Below are 20,007 nucleotides of genomic sequence, written 5' to 3' on the forward strand. Positions count from 1 at the left end.
ATGATCGCAACAGCGCCGAGGCAGGAAAGGCCGATTGCGACGCCCGGTGCCACTGGCTGGTGGTTGCCGCCCTCATAGCGGCCGTTTCGGCGCCTGAGTTCGTACGCCGAAAGCGGTCGTCTGTTTATCGATGTCGCTGGCCCCATAAATGGCCTGGGTTGGGGAAAGCGACCGGCAGCTATAGACCGCTACACCTGCCTAAGCCGAATTGACACGACGGCCGAACTCGACCCGGCGATGGCTCCGCATCTTAAACGTGTCCGGCCCGACCCGCCGCAGCTCATGGAATCCACGGGATCGCCAAAAGCGTTCTCCTGCCTCGTTTACTTCCAGTACAGCCAACCGGATTTCACTTGCACCCCTTGCAGCAGTCCAATTCTCGATCTGCGCGTATATCGATCGACCAATGCCGCTACCCCGCCGGGAAGCGTCGACTATCATGAATCCGAGATACCATGTGCGGTGTAGTGGATAATCACGCAGGATGGCGGCAACTGCATACAAGCCGTCGCCATCCCGCCACCCTAAGACCGTTTGATCGCGAACGTTTTTTTCCGGCGGCACGTCGGTAAAAAGCTCTTTGGCATCATCAAGGTTGGACGCCACGCCGTCTTGGAGGAGAAAGTAGTCGGAGCAGCGGGCAAATAGACTCGCAACGTCGGAAGTGTCTGCCTCGGACAATTCCATTGGGGGCGGGCATTGGAACGTTTCGCGGACCATGCGGGACGTATACGACGTGCCAGGAAAAAGTCAGCTTCCGGCTGACCACCTTCGCGCTCGACCGACAGAAATTGGGCCGCGTGCTGCCGGTTCCAGCGGCACTCAATCGGTCGCCACGAACCGCCGCAACAGCGGCCGTTCAGGCGCCTGAGCCCGTACGCCGAAAGCCGTCGTTTGTTCATCAACATCACTGGCCCCATGAACAGCCTGGGTTGGTGGAAAGCTGCCTCAGCCTTCAGTGACCTACAAAAGTCCCGGCAAGATAGCCGAATAAGAGAAACACGATCAGACCCAGTGCTACTGCGAGGGGCCAGAGTAGCAGGCGGGACATCCTTGTGCCGATGATTGCACTGAGACTGAGCACGACTGGCAGAAGAACGAGAAATGCGGGGTAGATCCATGTGATCGGGTGAGCATCGGGGAGAAGCAAGCGCAGCCCCATCGGCGAGAACACCAACGCGATGAAGAGGCTCAGGAGCGCAAAAAAGAACCAGAGCGTTGCTACAATTCCGGCCAGTCTGCTTGTCATAGACAGAAACTGACACCGTTCTGGAATGACTGCAAGTGGGCGCGAGCTGCCAATCTAGCCATCTCCCGGTCCTCCGCCACGATCGCCCTGCCAACGCGACGTTGTGGGGCGCAACACCAATTGCTCAAAGCAGACCTTTATTTCTATCCGCTGAAGAAGCCGAGGACCAAACGGAATTGGGTTCTTTGCTGGGAGTTCACCAATTCGAGCTGTCCACCATGCCCATTGACCAGCGCGCGGGCGATGGGCAGGCCGAGACCCGTGCCGCCCTGCGCCCGTTTGCTGGTGAAGAAGGGCTCGAATATGCGCGCGCGGTCAGACGGCGCAATGCCGTTGCCATTGTCGATCACGGCTAATTCCAGCGATGTAGCAGAGCGCATGCCCTTGAGGCTGACTTCGCTGGCACCGGCCGCCTTGGCGTTGTCGAACAGGATCATGAGAACCGTTTCCAGCGCGGCGCCGTCCATCGCAACCCGTGCCGTCACCTCGCTCTGATCGAAAACCACGCGGAAGCCTGGGCTGCCAAGGCCATCGGCAAGACGAACCACCACGTCCTGCAGATCGCAGGCCGCATCACCCGGACGCTGCATGTCGGCCTTGGCCAGATCGAGCAGGCGCGAAATAAGGCGACTGAGCCGCTGGGTGTCACCCGCCATGTTCGCCAGGAAACGGGCTCGCTCCTCGGCTGACATGGTGTCGCCATGGTCCTGCAGCAGTTCGATGCCGCCTCTCAGGCCGGCCAGCGGCGTCTTGAACTCATGTGCCAGTGCGGCGGCAAAATCGCGCAGATAGTGCGATCGCGCTTCGATGGCGCTGGCCATGGTGGCAAAATCGCGGATCAGGCTGTCGATCTCTTGCACACGCAGCGTGGGCTGGGGTGGATCGGCCTGGCCCCCTTCGGCCAGTGCGCGGGTGGCCTGGCTCAGCGCCTCGATCGGCCGCACGATGGTCCGGCCCAGCAGTGCTGTCATCAACACCAGGAACAGGAAGATCGCCGCCGTGCCCGCCGCGATCTTGCCCCGATCTTCATACATGCCGCGAAACAGCGCGCGCGGCGAGCGCGATACGAGCACCACCCCCACCACGTGCCCACCGGCGATGATCGGGCGTGCGTGATGCAGGCGAATGTCGGTCGCGCGGCTGATCCATTCCAGTGGAAAAGGATGCGTGTAGGCCCCATTATGCCGCAACGTGGTGATCGACCTGCCAGCCAGGGCCGCCCGAACCTCTGGCAACGCGGCCAGAGAGCGCCCAGCATCGCGGCCATTGAGCACGATACCTTGCCGGTCCAGCAACAGGATCGAGGCCAGCGTTGCCTGCTTGGTCTGGTTCACCACCGGCGTCCACGCCTTGGCCATGGCCAGAGCGGCGGGATCGGGCCGCAGCGACGTCGGCACGGCATCGGGCCGCTCACCCAGCACGGCGCTGGAGCGCAGATCGATGCTGGTGGATATGGCACGGTCATCGTAATCAGAGGGCTCAGTTGGTGGTCCCTCGTCGGCTTGCGCTCTACCGGCGCGAAAACCCAGGGCCGTGCTAGCGGCCAGAGCCGATCCTTGCGCGATCAGCTCTGCCTCGGTGCGGCGGACCAGCGCGTTTTCGTAGACCCGCAACCCGATCGCCGCGACGCCCGGCAAGGCCGCGACCAGCAACAGCAGTGCGAACATGATCGTCCGCAGCCGCATCACCGGCCACAGCGCTGCGGCAAAGCGCCTCATCCCGCGCAAGCACCCAGCCGATAACCGATGCCGGTGCGGGTTTCGATCACGTCATGCCCGCCACATTCGGCAAACTTGCGCCGCACATTGCGGATGTGGCTGTCGATGGTGCGGTCGGTCACGGCAAAGCCGGGCCCATGCAGGCGGTCGATCAGCGCCTCGCGCGAGAGAATGCGGGTCGGGGCCGCCACCAAGGCCATTAACAGCGAAAACTCGCTAACTGTGAGCGCCACTTCCTGGCCGTTCCAGAATGCCTGCCACCCACCGGTATCGAGGTGGAGCAGTCCATGCGAAAGATCGTGAGCCTGGCGCGCGGTGGGGCTGGGGGTGGCGCTACGCCGCAGGATCGCGCCGGCGCGTGCAACCACCTCGCGCGGCGAGAACGGCTTGACCACATAGTCATCAGCACCGAGCTCGATTCCGAGGATGCGGTCTATTTCCTCATCGCGCGACGACAGGAACAGGATCGGCACGGCGCAAGCCATGGCGCGCAGGCGGCGGCAGACTTCCAGCCCGTCCATGCGGGGCATGTTGATATCCAGCACCACCAGATCGGCCCCAGCGCCAGCAAGATGCGCCAGCGCCTCCTCGCCATCGACAGCCTCGGTGGTCACCATGCCAGCCTTGGCAAAGGCAAAGGCGAGTAACTGCCGAATATGCGGATCATCGTCGACAAGGAGAACCTTGTGCGGGTTGCCGGATGGATCGCTCATGTGCCGATCTGTCATGGTCTGGCGGCTGCGGTCAATGCGACTGGCGCTTTGGCCGGCAGTTCCAGCCCTGTTGCAAGGCGCAGCGTGTGAACGTCCCGCGTGCGGCAATCAAGCATATCATGGGTCTGCGGGGCCAGCGCGGCCTTGCGCAACACACTGCGCACTTGCGCCAGACGCCAGACATCAAGCAGGCCCCATTTGCCGTGATCCAGATCATCATTGACCCGGGCTTGCGCATCCTCGCGCAGCAGGTGCGCCCACAGGTGGATCGGCTCGGGCGCGGGGCGCATTTCGAGTTCCGCCAGAGCAAGCATCGCCGAACTGCCCATGCCTTGCAGATAGCAGATATCGAGGGGCGCCCCATCGCCGCCCAGTTCACGCGCATGGGCAATGTTGTAGCGGGCCGAAACGGCATCGAGATCGACAAAGCTGCAGCCCATCAGCAAGGCCAGCGCTGCAGCTGCATTGGCGTTGATCAGCCAGGCCGCGCTCTTGCCCACCAGCATGCGCCACAGCACAAGCACCAGTCCCGCCGCTACCAGCCCCACCCACAGCAGGGCGGCAATGCGCATCTGTGTGAGCGAGTAGACTGCAATGTAATCCGCTGTCCGCAAAGCCGCATTGCCAACCAACAGGAGGTTCTGCGCGATCCACAAGGCGACCAGACGGCGCACCAAAGGCATCGCTGCCGTTTGCGAGCCGGGGCGCAAGGCCACCAGCACAAACCCGGCTGCCAGCAGCGCCGTAACGATCAGGGGATAGGCGCCGCGATGGGCATAGTCTGCCAGGGTCATGCCCTTGGGCAAGGGTGCCAGGCCCCAGAGCCACGCCAGATCCATCGTGTTTTGCAAAGCGAACAGGGCGTTGAAGGTGATCAGGGAAAGGCGGACCGAGCTGGGCGTGACACCGGGCACCGGCCAATCGCCGCTGCCATCAAACGTGCCGATCACGCGGCGCGCCATGCGTGGGCGCAACAGGCTCCAGGCAAATGTGAACCAGACGGCGCAAAGGGCAACGTGCGCCACCAGATCAGCATCAGGCGACAGCGACGACATGTCGCTCAGCCATGTTGCGATCACCGGATTGGCAAAGGCGAACAGACCCAGGATCACCACACTGCCTGCCGCTGGCAACACAAGTTGCGGCAGCGCGGCGCGAATCTGGCCCTTGCCGCGTTTGCGACGCACCCTGAGCCAGCGACGCAAATCGAGCGCAGGCGCGATAGTCGAACGCAGCCCGTGCAACAGCAACCGCTGCGCCCAGCACCAGGCATCGCCAAACCGCGCGGCGCGGGGCATCATGATGCCAAGGCCGGCAAAAATCCAGAACAGCCCCCACGCCAGTGCGCCGGGCATCACCACCATCGCCAGGGCCATCAGTGCCGCCAGCCAGAACCACACCCGCGCCCGGCCATCGCGCCGCACGGCGGGGCAAACCAGCAGTGTCGCTGCCAGCAGCATCAATTCGAGCAGACCGAATGCTCCAGGCCCGGCATTCGACCTTTCTAGCATGGCATCGAACGCCAAGGCGACCACAAGGCCCACGGTCAATTTCCTGCAAAAACTGAATGCATGTCCCTGCCGCATCGCACAAACCTCCAACGGATGTGCGCCGACATGGCCCCTGCAGAGTGAGGAGCCTGACAAGACCGACGTGCTATTTCGGTCAGGCTCTCGTGCAGATTGTGTGCAGGGGGTGCTCAAAATGGACGCTTGTCGATGCTTCCTACGCTCGACGATTTGCCGCTACCGCTGACATTCCAGACGTTCACGGGCCTGGACTGCGGCGTCGGAAGCAGTCTTTCGTTCACCGTCGCCGAGAGGCGATTGATTGACGAGGGCTGGGACATTGCCGCCATTCCACATAGAGCCAAACAACGACAGCTTTAGTCGGTGCCGGAAATTCCCGACTTGACCGCGCCCGAGGCCGCATACTCTCGTGATGATTGGCACCGGGATTGTGGGACGGGCCAGGCTGGCGGCAATCAACCCGCCGAATTCGCGACATCGCCGGCGTAGCTACACGCAACGAAAAGAATCCCCGAGGGTGGCAACCTGGCTGTCTCGCGCTAAGTATTACTCTCGGAACTCACCGGGATAGATACCATGAAGGAAGGCAATGCAACAATCGCACCAGAGCGGGACACGCTTGCCGACCTGGTGGCGAGGTGCCTGCAATTCGGCAACGCCGACGTGTTCGCGCTCGGCGCTCAGCTTAGCATAAAGCGCCTTGGTGAGATCGCTGGCTACGCCTTCATGATGGGCGACGCCGATGGGAAGCCTGCTGCAAGCGCTGTCACGCTAATCCTCCCGCCGGCGGGAGGCAGAACATCCGAAGACATGGTCGCCGAGGTTGAAGACGGCCTGAGCCGCGCCTGGCGGCAATTCGACGAGGACGACGAGCGCACAGCACCGTTCGTCGCCAATGCCCGAAAGAACCTGCGCATCGAGCAGATGGAAAATTTCGAGGCGGTTGTCCTGGTCGCAAGGCTCGCCAGGGCGGAGGATCGGGAGTTCCTCGTGGTCGGCGAGGCTTCCCTTTACCGCCATCCTGACGCCAAGCTGCCGACTATCGAGCCGTGCTCCGTCGAAGACGTGTGGTGCGCCCACCTGCATCGCCTTATGCTCGGAGCCGAGGCAACTGCCCAGAAGACGGGAAGCTACGTCGCGCTCGACATTGCCGAGTATTTCCCAAGCCGCGCAACAAACATGGATTTACTCCAGTCGGCCGGGGACGTTGGGCTAGTCAGCAGCGACTTCACGCCGAGGATGTCACATGACGAGGTCCTAGGACATGTGGGCGCTCTCTATGACGCCGCCGCCCGGGGCGACGTGGGGGCCGCGCTCGCCGCCATCGGCAAGGAGGACCGCATGTCGGAGCTCCAGAACTGGATGCTCCGACTGGTGGTACACGATAGGGCCGGCCTGCGGGACCAAGTTCACGCGATGCTGGACGGCTTTCGCGAGGTGGCCGCCGATTTCGACGTGCGTACCCTCGTCAGCGTAGCACGCATCGCCGCCGAGAACGACCGCGACGATATGGCCCAGGCCCTTCTGGAGCAGGCGCTACCCGATCTGAGGTCGGAGACCGACCTTGAGCAGGCCGCCCACGCAGCCCACAAGACCGGCCGGCAGCCGCTGGTCGAGGCCGTACGGGAAAAGCTGCGCCGCCTCCACCGCGGTTCCGAACTGCTTCGGCTCGACGATGCGAGCGCTGCCGCACGTGACGGGGACTATGCGACCGCCGCAGCCCTATTGGCAGGAGCCACCGACGAAGCCAACCGCGAGCGAGCCAAAATGTTCTACATCCTCGCCGAAGGTGTCGCTAGTCACGATTTCGAGACACCAACGGCACTCGCGCGTGCGCTCTGCCAACAGCTCCCCGAGCGTGCCTCGAGCATCCAGTATGAGCTGATCCGCTCGCTGGAGCGCTGCGGAAGGCGGTCGGACGCGCTCGAGCTCCTACTGTCAGGCGACATCGTGTGGACTGAGAACTGGTTCTCGATCGCGGCCGGGCTGGTTGGGCGCGCACTGGTGGCGGATCCGCAGATCGTGACAGAGGACGTCATGCGTATGCTGCTGGGCATCTGCATCGAGCACCTCTCGCAACATCCCGACGACGCCCTTGCGCGAATGAGCATCGCAGACTTGCTAGATTCGACTAGAGTCGGATCGGTCGGAATCGCACTCCTCGCATTCACGGCGATTAATGGCGCCTCCTTTTCCTTGGTGATCGAGCCAGAACCGAAGCAGTCCGCCCGACTCGACGACATCTCCCGGGTCTCCGCTATCCTCGAGCGAATTCTCCTATGGTTGGCCGAGCAGGGCGATGGCGTCATCATCACGGGGCGCCATCACATCCCCGCTGAAGTGCTGAAAGAGAATCCCGACGCGGTACTCGACGGACTGCTCCGTCTTGCGGATCACTTCGCGCCTGATGCATCGGACGAAACAGATGCCACGCTGATGAACCACTTGGCCGCCGCCGCCGTAGCGGTGGCGCCGAGCGCCGCCGATGCTGATCGCGATCTCGCAGTGATCCGGGGAGTGGCGCTCAAACTCGGGCTTGGAGGTCGGCCACAGCATGCGCGTGATCTCGCTGAGCAGGTACTGCAATTAGCCGGAGACCGGCCCGAGCGCCGACGCAAGGCGCTGACAACATTCGCAGACATATATGGTCGCTTGGGTCACACGCGCGAGGCCCTCCTCACGCTCGCTGCGGCGATGGCGCTTCCCATGCCACAGGGTCTCCACGAGGTCTGGACCGAGCAGACACTGCTCCTTCGGCTTGCTCGAGATGTCGGGCTCACCGATCAGGCGCTTAAGCTCATTGGGCGGCTACGGCTGGCGATCGCTGAGGCCGGCTCGCCGGGAGGATACGACCATCGGCTGAATACACTCGAGATCCTAGCGCAGGACCAGAAGCGAAGATACGGCGACAAGGACGCGTGGTCGGCTGAGGAGCTGCTTCGCGCCGCGACCGCCAACGCGAGCGCGATTCTCGATACGGGTGATGAAGTTCTGCCGATCACGTTCATGATCAAGCAACTGTCAGACGAGGCCGTCGAGAAGTCGATTGCCGTTCCAGCTGAGACCCTCAAGCTTCTCGACAAGCTAATCGATCGGCTCGCTCCCGCCCACCGCACTCTGATCACAGCGATCGCTCGACGTCCCGACCTCGCCAGCGTTGCCGCGTTCACGGGACCGATCCAGGCGTCCCGATACAATGAGGATGCAAGCTACGACCTCCGGCTCGCTCGGGTCATGAGCCGGCGTCTCGCCCGTGCGGCAGTCGCAGACGGTGATCCTGGCGCTTTCGCATACGCTGTGGAGACGCTCGCGACGCAGGGAATTGGCTCCCGCAACTCCAAAGGCGAAGTCGTTGCTGCGACGCGCGTCCTGTCCGATCAGAAGGGGGCACTCTTGGCTGCGGTTTCCATCGCGGCTTACGGACTGCCGGTCGTGGGCATGGTCCTCGACGAACAGGGCCTCATGACCATGACGGTCTCCACTGATGGCACCGCAGAGAGCCTCGCCGTGGCGCGGGACACGTTCGACCCGTCCAGCCTGCCCGCGTGGCGTGAACGCTATCCCTATTGGTATTCCGATCCGAAATTGGACGAGCCCGGTTTCCGCGCTTCGACCGAGCGTATCGGCCTGCCATCGCTTCCCGAGCGGGCGCTGATCGTGTCGGGCGACATGACGAACGTACCACCGAATGTGCTCCGCGTCGACGGTCTCCTCGCCGGCGAAAACAGAGTCATTGCAACTACGCCATCGCTGGGATGGCTCCAGTCCTCCCTGATGAATGCCCGGGTCGGCAACGGTTCAGCTGCGGCCTGGATACCCGTCGTTGAGAGCGAGGCAGGCACGGACGTGCTGGAGTTGCTCCGCGATGAGATCAGCGACGTGCTCGACGGTTCGAGTATCCGGCTCGACACGACGACGCGCTCGCCGATGGCGCTCTCCGGCGCCGATCTCGCAATCATCGGCGCCCATGGTGGATTGGCCGAACCGAACCGATATTTTCGGTCGCTCAGCGACGATCGGGACGAACCAGCTGACCTCCGGCTTCTCAACGACGCCCTGCGGGGCAGCAGAATCGCCCTGCTGTTCGTATGTTCAGGCGGACGCCTCGACCGGCATCCGGAGAGCGGAGGCCTGGTGGGCATCCCGAACCGGCTGCTGGATTTGGGGCTGGACGCCGTTGTGGCGCCGGCCTGGCCGATACCTTTCAATGCGCCTCGGCCCTGGCTGCGCGCGTTTCTGTCCGAGTGGTATCGAGGCGCACCCGCGATTGATGCCTGTGCGTCAGCTAATCAAGCGGTCGCAAAGGCGTCGAGCCATGACTTAAGACGATCGTTGGCAATGACTTTACATGGCAACCCGTTCATCACCTTCCGGTAATGGAACGATTAAGCGATCGAGAAGAGGATGGGTCGAGCCAGCGGATAAATCCATCTCCGAGATCAATCTCTAACGCGTCGAGCCGAGACACCACCGACCGATGGCTACTGCGGCCTCTGACCGATCTGGTCCCCGTCGGTGCGCGTTCTAATAGGAGGCAAACAGTCGGTTCTGATAGAAGCAGCCGTTTAGCCTCGATCGCGGAATGGCTTAAACTGGTCGCCTGCTGCCGCCTCCGCCCTGTGGGGAGAGCCCGCCGCGATTCCGGGCGTTCGGACCCGTTGGTCAGGGCATCGGAGCCTACCATACGTTCACAGCGGCTGCTGCGCTGCTGAACGAGGAGGGCTGAGACAAAGCCGTCGAATTCACGCGACATTCCAAACGGCAGTACGTGTCAGAAGTGAACCTTCAGCCAATGGCCAACCAAGCCATAGATCGTGGAGCAGGTCGATTGCTGCTAATCCACTTTCTGACGGCAGCCGGGAGAAGGAGGCTCTCGTTCAGCCGACCTTGCCATCCGATGACCAGCCTTTGATAAATCGCACAAGAGTGTAAGAAATGATCATGGCGATTGGGGCGAGCATGGAGGAGCCGAGAAACAGTCTGTCGGGGCGACCGGACATCCTGTTGATGATTAAGGACGGGCTGCCCGCCACTATTGAGGCGGATGTTAGAGCCCATCTCGACGCACCCGGAATGATCCTCGGGGTTATCCGTCATCCCGGCGGCCCTTATGCCGGAGTTGAGCTCTATCTCCCGACTGCTCTGGCTTTCTTCGTCGCCGCCGGTTTTTTCAATGGAGCCCTGCAAGAGGCCGGCAAGGATGCCTATGTCGCCTTCAAGGGCGCAGCAATCGCGCTGTGGCGGAGTGCCTCAGGCCTGACCGTTACGGCAGTTGGAACGTCCGGGAAAGTTTCTCCGACAGAGCGCTTCTCACTTGCTTATTCGATCACCGGCGAGGTGGTACCCGGTCTAAATTTCAAATTCCTGATCCAGACAGAAATTGATGCGGAGACAGCGGAAGCCGGCATCGGCGCGTTTGTCGATCTCATTCGCGATCTATTGAATGATCGCTTGCCCGAAGCGGATGTCAGCGCCTTGCTAACCTACAAACCGGTAGGCGGGACTGTACTGGTGACCTTCGATGCCGAGAGTCGAAAGATTGTTCCAGTGAACGGGTTCGAAAGGTCCCCTTGATCTGCTCAACAGATGCGCTGTGGCGGAGAATCGACACCCAAAACGATTGGATGGAAGGTGGTGTACGCGCTATCAAAGCAACATACGATCTGATGGCTGTGACGAGACAGCGAGCCCCATGGATCACGCGCCCGAGGACCAAGCAAACGAAATGGAAAACGGCTCTAGCCCCGTTGGGCGCGGAGGTGGGGGAACCTATATCGAAGGCGAGCTTGGCGCCTTTTATCTCCTCCAGATGCTGTCGGGCAGCGAGGCCCGTGGCCTACCGGACGCGCGCATCGAACGGGTGCAATTTCAGGGCGTCGATGAAGGCTATGCGCTGGACGATCTGATTATTCATGGCGTGTCGGACAAAGGCAGCTCGCTGCTTGAGATCCAGTCGAAGCGCACCATCACCTTCGCCCCGAGGACGGCCTCTTCGAGGGTGTCTGCGACCAGATCGTGAGGAGTGACCCGGCCAGCAAGCCGACCGATCGCCATCTTCTCGCCGTTGCCACCCAGCGCACCAGCTTCGCAATTTCCGGCCCCTATCAGGACGTGCTCGAACGGGCGCGCACGGCGGAGTCAGGTGCCCAGTTCTTTGCGTCACTGGCGCGCAAGGGCGTCGCCAGTGACGCTATGCGCAGTTTCGCCCAGACGTTCCGCACCCATCTTGTCGCCTTTGGCGTAGCGGATGATGACGAGGCCATCTGGGCTATCGTTCGGCGCTTCCTGATCCTTGAGTTCGACTTCGAGTCCGGCGGCCCGCAGGCCCAGGCTCATGCTCTCACGCTCGCCGGACAGGTGCTCGCCCCCGAGGACGCGGCGCGCGCCGGGGCCCTCTGGAGCAATCTCATCGAGCTAGTGATTCTGACCGGCAAGACCGGAGGGTCGCTCACGCGCGACGAGCTGGTCGCGGCGCTGACGGCGCGCGGTTTCCGTATGGCCGGGGCTCGACACTATGCCTTGGCGCGCGCGCGGCTGGCGGAAATGTCGCGCTTCGCGCTGATGGACATCGGCACGACTGTCGGCGGCATCAATCTGCCACGCTTAGGTTCACTCGCCGCGATCGACGCAGCGCGCGACACGCACCGCTTCATCGAGATCACGGGCAAGCCCGGTGCCGGCAAATCCTATGTGTTGCGCCACTTTGCTGAGCGGCAAGGGCGGGAGGCGCACGTTATCGTCCTCGATCCGATCGGGACACCCGATGGCGGCTGGGCTGCGCTCGCTCAGCGCCTCGATGTGCCTGGGACCGCCAAGGATTTCCTCGGCGATCTTGCTGCAAGCGGCGGCGGAATACTGTTTATCGACGGGCTTGAAATGTTTGCGTCAGCGGAGCGTCGGCGTACCGTCAACGACGTCTTGCGCGAGATAGTCGGGATCGAGGGTTTCTCGGTCGTCGTCTCGACCAGACCTGACATTGGCGTCGAGGGCAGCGACTGGCTCGCCGAAGACGCGCTTACCGTGCTCGGCAAGCCTTATCAGGTCATCGTCGGCGAACTCGACGACGACGAAGTCGCCGTCTTGAGCGCGGCAGCGCCAGAGTTGCGCGTCCTGCTTGCACCCAGGCACCCCGCCGCCGACATTGCGCGCAATCTCTACCGCCTGACCCAGTTGCTGAAAGTGCCGAGCACGGTCGAGGTCCGCACCGAAACGGCGCTGGCCGACCATTGGTGGCGGACCGCCGATGGCGCGAAGCCCGAGGATGTCCGTCCGGCCCAGCGCCTCCTCGCCGCGCTGGCCGAGGCAGCGTTGGCCGGGCGCGACACGATTGAGGCGACCACAGATTCATCGGCGCGCGATCATCTGCTGCGTAGCCTGACCCTGAGCGAACCGAAGCGCGATCAGCTCGGCTACTATCATGACGTGCTGCGCGACTGGGCGATCGGGGCGCGGCTGCACGAAGACATCACGCTCCTTAATGAGGTCGACCTGAGCGTGCCGCCCTCATCGCGACTGGCGCGCGGGATCGAATTTGCGGCCCGGTTTGCGCTGGAGAAAGGACAGGATTGCGCGGGCTGGCAGAGCCTTCTGGACGCTCTGTCCCGCCCGGGTGCCCACGATGCGTGGCGGCGTCAGGCCCTGATGGCGATCGTCCGGTCCGAGCGGGCCGAGGAGCTTCTGAACCGGTGCAGCGCGACCTTGCTCGCCCGGGGTGGCGCACTGCTGGTCGAACTCTCCACCGCCATCAGTGTGGTGGAAACGGTCTCGATGGCGGAGCTTATCGCGAAGGCCGCGGCGCAGGGCGCGGAGATATCTATGGCCCCGGGAACGCTGCGGACGTCATCTACGGCCTCTGCGCCCTGCCTGCTGATGTGGTGCCTCGATCACGATGCAGAGATCCCGGTCCAGGCGATCGCAGCCGTCGTCAAGCTCGTCGAGATTCAGTTATTCCTCCTGATGCCGCCGACGAACTACGGACGGGCGGCAGCGAAGATGCTGTTCGGATGGCTGCTCCAGCTCGATCTTCGGACAACCCCGATCACGATCCCATCTCCGCCCGATGCATCCAGGCTTGAGGGCCAAGGCCGCCAGCGGATGGTCGACGAGCTTCGCTCGATGACACTGTTACTGGCCGCAAACGCGCCGGACGAAGCCAAGGCCTATCTTACAGGGGTAGCTGCTGAGAGGAATCGCTATAAGGCGAAAGACATCCGGCCATTCAGCCGGGTGCTGGCGACAGTCGCCCCCGCCGAACTCGCCGCATTGGTCGTGGCAACCCTGATCGAGACACCGAATCCGAAGCGCTCGCGACGCGATACCATGGGTCGCGCGCTGAGTTTCAGCGATACCGACTATATGCCGCCATCCCCGGCGCAGCCGCCGTTCCTTGATCTGCTCGACGCCGCACCGGATGTCGGCCTCTCGCTCATTCGCAAGCTCGTGGCCACGGCGGTGACGTTTCATGCCAACGGACAAACGACGGAGACGAACGGCTATACGATCGTCCTTAATGGGAAGCCGCGCTTCTTCCCTTGGCCTCAAACCTATTTCTGGTCGCGCGATCAGGCGCGGGATTATTCCGCAGCGTCAGGGCTCATGGCGCTGGAGGCCTGGTCGCAGGAGCGGCTCGACAGAGGCGAAGATGTACAGACGGTCCTCAGCGATATTCTGGGGCCGGAGGGAAGCTGCGCTGCCTATCTCTTGATTGCGATCGATGTCCTCCTGTCACATTGGCCCGACACCCGTGACGCGCTCGTTCCGTTCATGGCCTGCCCCGACCTACTCGCCAATGATCGCACACGCTCGACGCACGAGGCGCTCGGCCGCATGCTCCATGGGCAGAGGGAGCCCGCCGGTCGGGTCAAGCTCGCCGATCTGGCGAAACGCCCCTCGCGCGGCGTGATCCTCGAGCAGCTTCTCCCATACTACATTGCCGATGACGACTGCGGGCGCCATCTCTGCGCACTGCTGGGCGAGGCTGTGGCGAAGATCGGTCTTTATGCCGACCACGCCAGCTTCGGTGATCCCGCATTCATGGGGGCCTATGCGCTCAATATGCTGGACCGGAGCAATTGGGTCGAGGTCGATGGCGGCCTTGGCTATCGGTCACCGCCAGCCGAAGCGGAGCATCTTGCGAAGCTGGAGGAAAGTCGGCTGAAGCTCGTTCAATCGAGCAATCTCGACGCAAAGATTCACCTCGCGACGAACGACCCGGCGAATGGGTCGGCGGAGATCGCCCGGGAGGCGGTGGACTACGCTGCCGGCGCGTTGCCCGATTATGCCGACACGGACGCCCTGAAAGCGCGAACGACCCGCCTGATTGCGACGGCCATGCTGGTCGCCCGGGACGGTGACGACACGCTGTTGGAACAGCACGAAGCCTGGGTCCGGGTGGTCATCGCCAAGGCGCTGCAAGAGCAGACCGATTCTTACGGTTCCTCGGAGATGTTGCAGTTCAATCGGCCGGGGCTGGGCATCTGCGCGCTCATCCATCTCTGGCACCGGCGCCGGCTGCCCGCAGATCGCAACCTTTTGGTCGAAGCCGCAGCCCGCTCCGATCGCGCTGGCGTACCGGCCTTCGCCGCGGCGCTAGCGCGCGTCAACGAGACCGATCCCCGCGTTTTGAAATCGGTCATCCGGATTGCGTTCTCGTGTCAGCGTTGGCGGTGGAGTCCCTATGACAAAGATCCGGCCGACGGCACAGCGTATGAAACGGAGAAGGCGCGCCGCGATGGAGAGGCGGTCGCGACAGAGATCGCCTGGCTCGATGGCGGGCCGGAGCCGGCTTGGCCCGTCCTCCCGGATGATGCGCCGTCTATTCGGAATGGGTCTCGGCTGCGGCTCCCCACCGATGGCGACGGGATCGACGTCGACGGAGATGACGAGACTTGGACGCCTCGGTCCAAAAGGGCGTCGGTCCATGTCGATGCACAGGGCATCGCAAAATGGCTCAGCCTCCTGAATGTCGAAACCAAGGGCACGCCTGGTTGGTACGAGGAATTGATCGACGCCTATGCCCCTTGGTCGGCGCGGCTGAACGGCCATGGGTATCCAGCTCGCGCCGAGTTGGATCGGACGCCGGACGACTGGAACCATCATTTCTATGTCCTGTTCGCGGCAATGCTGATGGACGCGGACGAAGCACGGTTCGAACGCCACCTCCGGCCGATCATCGAGCTTCCCGATCGGTCGTTCTGCGATGTCCTCGATACGCTCGTTCACGCAGCCGACGTTCGCTATTTCAACGATCGGGACCGGACGGCCGATCGGGCTTGCGACCTGCGCGGGCGGTTGGTCGCGCGGACAATCGGGCTTGCGCGATGGGCTCGGGATGGTCGTCCCGGCGATCTTCGGATCGATTTCGAGACCGGGCCGGCGATCGCGAAGTTGCTGATGAACACCTACAACCCGTTCGCCAGCACCGAGAGCTATCTGGTTCCCGCGGTGATCGACCGGCTCGATCCGCTGCTGGACACGTTGCGGCCATTGCTTTCTAGTGGTCCGACCCCGTTCGTGGCGATGTGCACGATGAACAGCCTGTCGGTCGCACCAACGGTTCGTCACCTCGATTTCCTGCTGTTCGCGGTTGAGACTTGGCTAGACGTCGTCCAAGCCGATCCGTCGATGTGGCATTCACTCGGTATCGGGCGAAAGGTCGCCCAATGGTTCGAAAAGGCTGCCGAAGAGGATGTCACCCTGTTGCGGCGCGACCATCCCGAGCGCGCGCGCATCGACGCCGTGCTCGGCCGACTGGTCAGCCTGGGTGTGTCCGAAGCCCATGAAATAGAGCAGCGGATCGCTGCCGAACAAGCGGGAACCATGCTATCTAACATTGAAGTGGATATTTAACACCACTGCTGTTAGATATCCGGTGCGATGTTAGATGAATTTCCTGACCTGCGATTACGCGCGCTGGCGAACGCATCGGAAACTTATGCGCGCGAGGCTTTCGATGCGCACCTCCATCTCGATCCCATAAAGCCCCTCGGGCTCCCGCACTTCTTGTATGATCGCTATGCCTTGTGGCACGGGGAACTGCTCGATAGCCCGACCGTGTTCATCGTTCCGCAAAGCGGCGGAATAGGCGGTGTTGACGAGTTCCTGAAGCATCGGGACCAGATGCGACGCCATATCGATGCCCGCCTGTTCGTGCTGTTGCTCGAAGCTGTACCGGCGGCATTGCGTCGGCGCCTCGTGGAGAAGCGCGTCGCGTTCATCTCGCCGGGCGCACAATTCTATGTGCCTGAAGCGTTTGTCGACCTGCGCGAGACCTATTCCAGCGAACCGGGACCGTCGTCCGAGCAGGTGTTTCCCACCACTCAGGTCGTAATTCTGGCCGCCCTGCTTGGGCACGATGTGAACGATGCCAGCCTGACCCAGCTCGCCGAGCGCTACCAAGTCGCGATCATGAGCATGAGCCGGGCGTTCGATGAACTGGAAGCGCTCGAACTGGCGCGGCCGCACCGCGTCGGCCGCCAACGTCGCCTCAGCCTTCGCTTTGGTGGCGGCGACCTTTGGCGCGCGGTCGAGGGGCGCTTGCAATCGCCGGTGCGCAAGACTCGTTATGTCACGGGTGATCTGCCCCTGAACGAGGCGGTGTTGGCGGGCGAAAGCGCCCTTGCCCGATATACGATGCTCAACGAACCGCGAATTGAATGCAGGGCGGCGCCGGCCGCCGCATGGAAGCGGATGGCGCGGCATTACGGATTGGAAACTGCCTGGGCCTATGACGAACGCCGGATCGAGGTCCAGACATGGGCCTATGATCCCCAAGTCCTTAGCGACAACGAGGTTGCCGACCGACTTTCGCTCTATCTGAGCGCACGGCATGACGCCGACGAACGAGTCGCGCAGGCAGCCGATCACCTTTTGGAGCCCTTTGGATGGTAGCTGGCGTCGACCGCTTTCGCGCACATTTTTCCGGCCATGAGCACCAGTATGTTCTGATCGGCGGAGCGGCATGCGAGCTGATCATGGAGGAAGCCGGTCTGGATTTCCGCGCGACCAAGGATCTCGATATTGTTCTCATCGTCGAGGCGCTCGACCCCGCATTCTCAGAGACGTTCATGGCCTTTGTCGAGGCAGGCGGATACGAGATCCGGCAGCGGAGCGAAGGCGAACGGATTCTCTACCGGTTCGCCAAACCGTCGGGCGAGGGCTACCCGGCGATGTTAGAGCTATTCTCCAATGCGCCGGAAGGATTTGAGCTGGCGCCCGGTAGCCAGCTCACGCCGATCCCGATCGCCGAGGAAGCTGCGAGCCTGTCGGCCATCCTGCTCGACGCCGACTATTACGCGTTTCTCAAGACGATGGCGCGGTCGCTGGACGGCGTGCCGGTTCTCGACGAAGCCGGCCTTATTCCCTTCAAGGCGCGTGCCTGGGTTGATCTCAGCCGCCGTCGTGCGGAGGGCGAGAATGTCGACGACAGAGACGTAAAGAAGCACCGCAACGATGTGGCGCGCCTGCTCCAGCTCCTGAGCGCGGAGGCGACGTTTGACCTACCCGAGAAGATCAAGGCCGATATGCAGGCGTTCATTGACGCCCTCGCCGGGCAGGACGATTTCACGCCGAAGCAGTTTGGCGTCGCGATGACGAGAGAGGTCGTTATGGATCGGCTGCGCCACGCCTATAACCTCTGAGACTTACGGGGGCGTAACAGCACCCGGGCCGACCGCGGTGATGGCCAACACGATTGGCCGGCCTTTACCGTCGCGCCGCAAGTCCGCCTGTTTGAGCAGTGTAGCGGGCAATTTGGCCGGATCATCTTTGGTGCCGATCGGCGGCCAATTCCTCGTGATTGCGACGACTGTGTTGGTCCCCGAAACTGCGAGCGGATCCGGAAAGCCAGGCGACCGCTTTAAACCAGCCAGCCGCATCGGGATGAACCATGCACGCGCCAGACCAACCGCTTTGCCCGCACAATCTAGACGGATGTTTTGCGCGGCACCGGTATCACCCTTCGCGGGCCGAAGGATCAAAGGGATTTTCGCGGGTGTGGTGACGACGCCCGATGCGAAGGTCAGCGCAGCGCGGCCATCCGTCCGTCTCCGACAGTCATTGTCGAGTACGGTCCAAGCCTCGGTCGTTCGAAGCTGAGCGGCGAGGCTATCGACCTCGGCAACGGCAGCAATCGCCTGCCTTGGGGTCGTCAAGACCGGACCGGGCGCGGACAGCCAAGTCTGGATCAGCGGTCCGGCGAGAAACCACCCAATATTCACGAGCAGCAGCAGCGAAAATGTTAGGAAGGCGCGCAACAGATATTCGTGCGCCATCTTGATGCAGGTGACCTTCCAATTGACCCCGTCGCGGTTGCGCCGCGTGTGGAGCAACAGGCGGCGCGCCAAGGTCTGGCTCGGATGGGGGACTCCCCAGGCCTTCTCGAAATCGGTCAGCCCGGGTTCGTGCGAGACGCCAACCTTCAGTTCCCTGAACGCCCAGTGACCAGCGCCGGCGATATAGGCGACCGCAAGACCGAGTAGCAGCATGTTGAGCCAGATCGGCGCGCTGCCCGCTTTCTTCTCCCACAGCGCGCTCACCAGCGTCAGGACCAGCGGGATCAGTGCGGCAACAAGCGGGAGATAGGTCGCCGCCTTCTGGTCGGTGCCGCGGCGGCGTTCCGCCTCGCTGTCGGCGAGGCGGCGGGCCTCCTCCAGCGCCGCATCGCCATCCCTGCCGAAGTCAAGCGCATCGATCCGTGCCTCATCTCGCGTCAGGCTATCCTTGAGAGTGTTTTCTTGCTCCGGCGTCAGCTTTTCTAGCCACGGCCAGAGCAACTGACCAATCGTGAAGCACCATTTGGCGAGCCAGCGCCACGCCGCAGCAGCCCCTGCGGTGATCTTCGCTTTCATGCCGCGATCGTCTCGAGTTCATCGACGATGGCAGATGCGAGCGGCAGACCCGTGCGACGTTCTATCCAAGCCCACTGACCATTAGGATTGATCTCGAGAAACCAGTAGCGGCCATCCTGGTCGGCGATCAGATCGATCGCGCCATAGCGGAGATCGAGCTTTTGGGTGAGCGCCCGGCATTTATCGATAATGTCGGCGGGAAGCTCGATCGCTTCATGGCGGAGGTCGAGCCGCGTACCCGATCGCCAGTCGACTTCGGTTTCGTCATGGTCCTGGGAATGGATCGCCGCGGCGAACACGCGATCGCCGATCACGGTCGCGCGCACGTCATAGGCCTTGCGCACCTCACGCTGATAGATGACCGGTGCCAGCGACACAGCCGTCCGGTCCATCGGTCTTAGGGGATCAAGCCGGGCGGTGAACAGCACTTCGCCGGCATCGCCGCGTTCGACCAGCGAATGCCGGAGCGGCTTGCCGATCGCGCCGGCCTTGGCCACGAACGCGCTTGCGGCGGCGAAATCGTTCGAGATCAACGTCTCGGGAACATCAAATCCCAAGGCCGACGCCATTGCCAGCTGGCGCGGCTTATCCTCGGCGCGCAGGATCGCAAACGGCGAGCTCAGCCACCGGCCCTCCAGCGCGTTCCAGAGCGCCTTGGTCACCGCCGACCACTCGTCGGCGAGATACCTGGCTGTCGCCTCGTCCCTCGCCTCTGCTGGTTCAGGCGGACCGGGACGGCGATAATAAGCGGCACCGACATCTTCGAGGCGGAGGTCGAGCGCCGACGTCTCGATTGCCCACCTGCCACCAGCGCGCGGATCGAACCGAACGCTGGCTTGGGGCATATCCTCGGTATTCAAGCGATGAAAGGCGCGCCCGCGTCGGCGCAGCTCCACGACGATGAAGTCAGTGGTGAGGTCGCGTTTATTGGTGACGAGCAAGATCACGGCC

Annotated in this window: 13 protein-coding genes; 6 read left to right on the plus strand and 7 right to left on the minus strand. The window is 62.8% G+C overall.

Annotated elements, in window-relative coordinates; genetic code table 11:
* Positions 1 to 198 precede the first annotated feature (198 nt).
* From IP65_RS21055 to IP65_RS19635, 5 genes are all read right to left on the minus strand, one after another.
* On the minus strand, positions 199 to 720 hold the full coding sequence (locus IP65_RS21055; protein ID WP_082350271.1) for a GNAT family N-acetyltransferase: 522 nt from the start codon (positions 718 to 720) through the stop codon (positions 199 to 201).
* A gap of 235 nt (positions 721 to 955) precedes the next feature.
* Positions 956 to 1,249: a hypothetical protein gene (locus IP65_RS19620; RefSeq protein WP_054132744.1), complete on the minus strand. Its 294-nt coding sequence runs from the start codon at positions 1,247 to 1,249 to the stop codon at positions 956 to 958.
* A gap of 143 nt (positions 1,250 to 1,392) precedes the next feature.
* A complete protein-coding gene (locus IP65_RS19625; protein ID WP_054132745.1) occupies positions 1,393 to 2,967 on the minus strand; it encodes a HAMP domain-containing sensor histidine kinase in 1,575 nt (524 codons plus the stop codon).
* Positions 2,964 to 3,680, minus strand: a complete 717-nt coding sequence (locus IP65_RS19630) for a response regulator transcription factor (protein WP_054132746.1) — start codon at positions 3,678 to 3,680, stop codon at positions 2,964 to 2,966. Before IP65_RS19630 ends, IP65_RS19625 begins: the two co-directional genes overlap by 4 nt.
* A gap of 11 nt (positions 3,681 to 3,691) precedes the next feature.
* Positions 3,692 to 5,224, minus strand: coding sequence for a DUF4153 domain-containing protein (locus IP65_RS19635; protein WP_197279294.1), 1,533 nt, complete (start codon positions 5,222 to 5,224; stop codon positions 3,692 to 3,694).
* Positions 5,225 to 5,785: 561 nt separating this feature from the next.
* Between IP65_RS19635 and IP65_RS19640 the strand changes: the two genes are divergently transcribed.
* The 6 genes from IP65_RS19640 to IP65_RS19665 all read left to right on the plus strand — a co-directional run bounded on the left by IP65_RS19640 (position 5,786) and on the right by IP65_RS19665 (position 17,847).
* Positions 5,786 to 9,586, plus strand: a complete 3,801-nt coding sequence (locus tag IP65_RS19640) for a hypothetical protein (protein ID WP_054132748.1) — start codon at positions 5,786 to 5,788, stop codon at positions 9,584 to 9,586.
* 558 nt (positions 9,587 to 10,144) lie between these two features.
* Positions 10,145 to 10,783, plus strand: coding sequence for a hypothetical protein (locus IP65_RS19645; RefSeq protein ID WP_054132749.1), 639 nt, complete (start codon positions 10,145 to 10,147; stop codon positions 10,781 to 10,783).
* A gap of 118 nt (positions 10,784 to 10,901) precedes the next feature.
* On the plus strand, positions 10,902 to 11,228 hold the full coding sequence (locus tag IP65_RS19650; protein WP_054132750.1) for a hypothetical protein: 327 nt from the start codon (positions 10,902 to 10,904) through the stop codon (positions 11,226 to 11,228).
* Complete coding sequence (locus IP65_RS19655; protein ID WP_054132751.1) at positions 11,225 to 16,057, plus strand: hypothetical protein; 4,833 nt, start codon at positions 11,225 to 11,227, stop codon at positions 16,055 to 16,057. Before IP65_RS19650 ends, IP65_RS19655 begins: the two co-directional genes overlap by 4 nt.
* A 27-nt stretch (positions 16,058 to 16,084) precedes the next feature.
* Positions 16,085 to 17,098, plus strand: coding sequence for a hypothetical protein (locus IP65_RS19660; protein WP_054132752.1), 1,014 nt, complete (start codon positions 16,085 to 16,087; stop codon positions 17,096 to 17,098).
* Positions 17,092 to 17,847, plus strand: coding sequence for a hypothetical protein (locus tag IP65_RS19665; RefSeq protein WP_054132753.1), 756 nt, complete (start codon positions 17,092 to 17,094; stop codon positions 17,845 to 17,847). Before IP65_RS19660 ends, IP65_RS19665 begins: the two co-directional genes overlap by 7 nt.
* Before the next feature lie 3 nt (positions 17,848 to 17,850).
* Here the strand turns inward: IP65_RS19665 and IP65_RS19670 are convergent, their stop codons facing one another.
* Positions 17,851 to 19,056: a hypothetical protein gene (locus IP65_RS19670; protein ID WP_054132754.1), complete on the minus strand. Its 1,206-nt coding sequence runs from the start codon at positions 19,054 to 19,056 to the stop codon at positions 17,851 to 17,853.
* Positions 19,053 to 20,003 carry an MvdC/MvdD family ATP grasp protein gene (locus IP65_RS19675; RefSeq protein WP_054132755.1) on the minus strand — a complete coding sequence of 317 codons (951 nt, stop codon included), beginning with the start codon at positions 20,001 to 20,003 and terminating at the stop codon, positions 19,053 to 19,055. The genes IP65_RS19670 and IP65_RS19675 overlap by 4 nt, the downstream gene beginning before the upstream one ends.
* Positions 20,004 to 20,007: the final 4 nt, after the last annotated feature.

The organism is Novosphingobium sp. AAP1 (assembly GCF_001295765.1).
GTDB lineage: Bacteria > Pseudomonadota > Alphaproteobacteria > Sphingomonadales > Sphingomonadaceae > Novosphingobium > Novosphingobium capsulatum.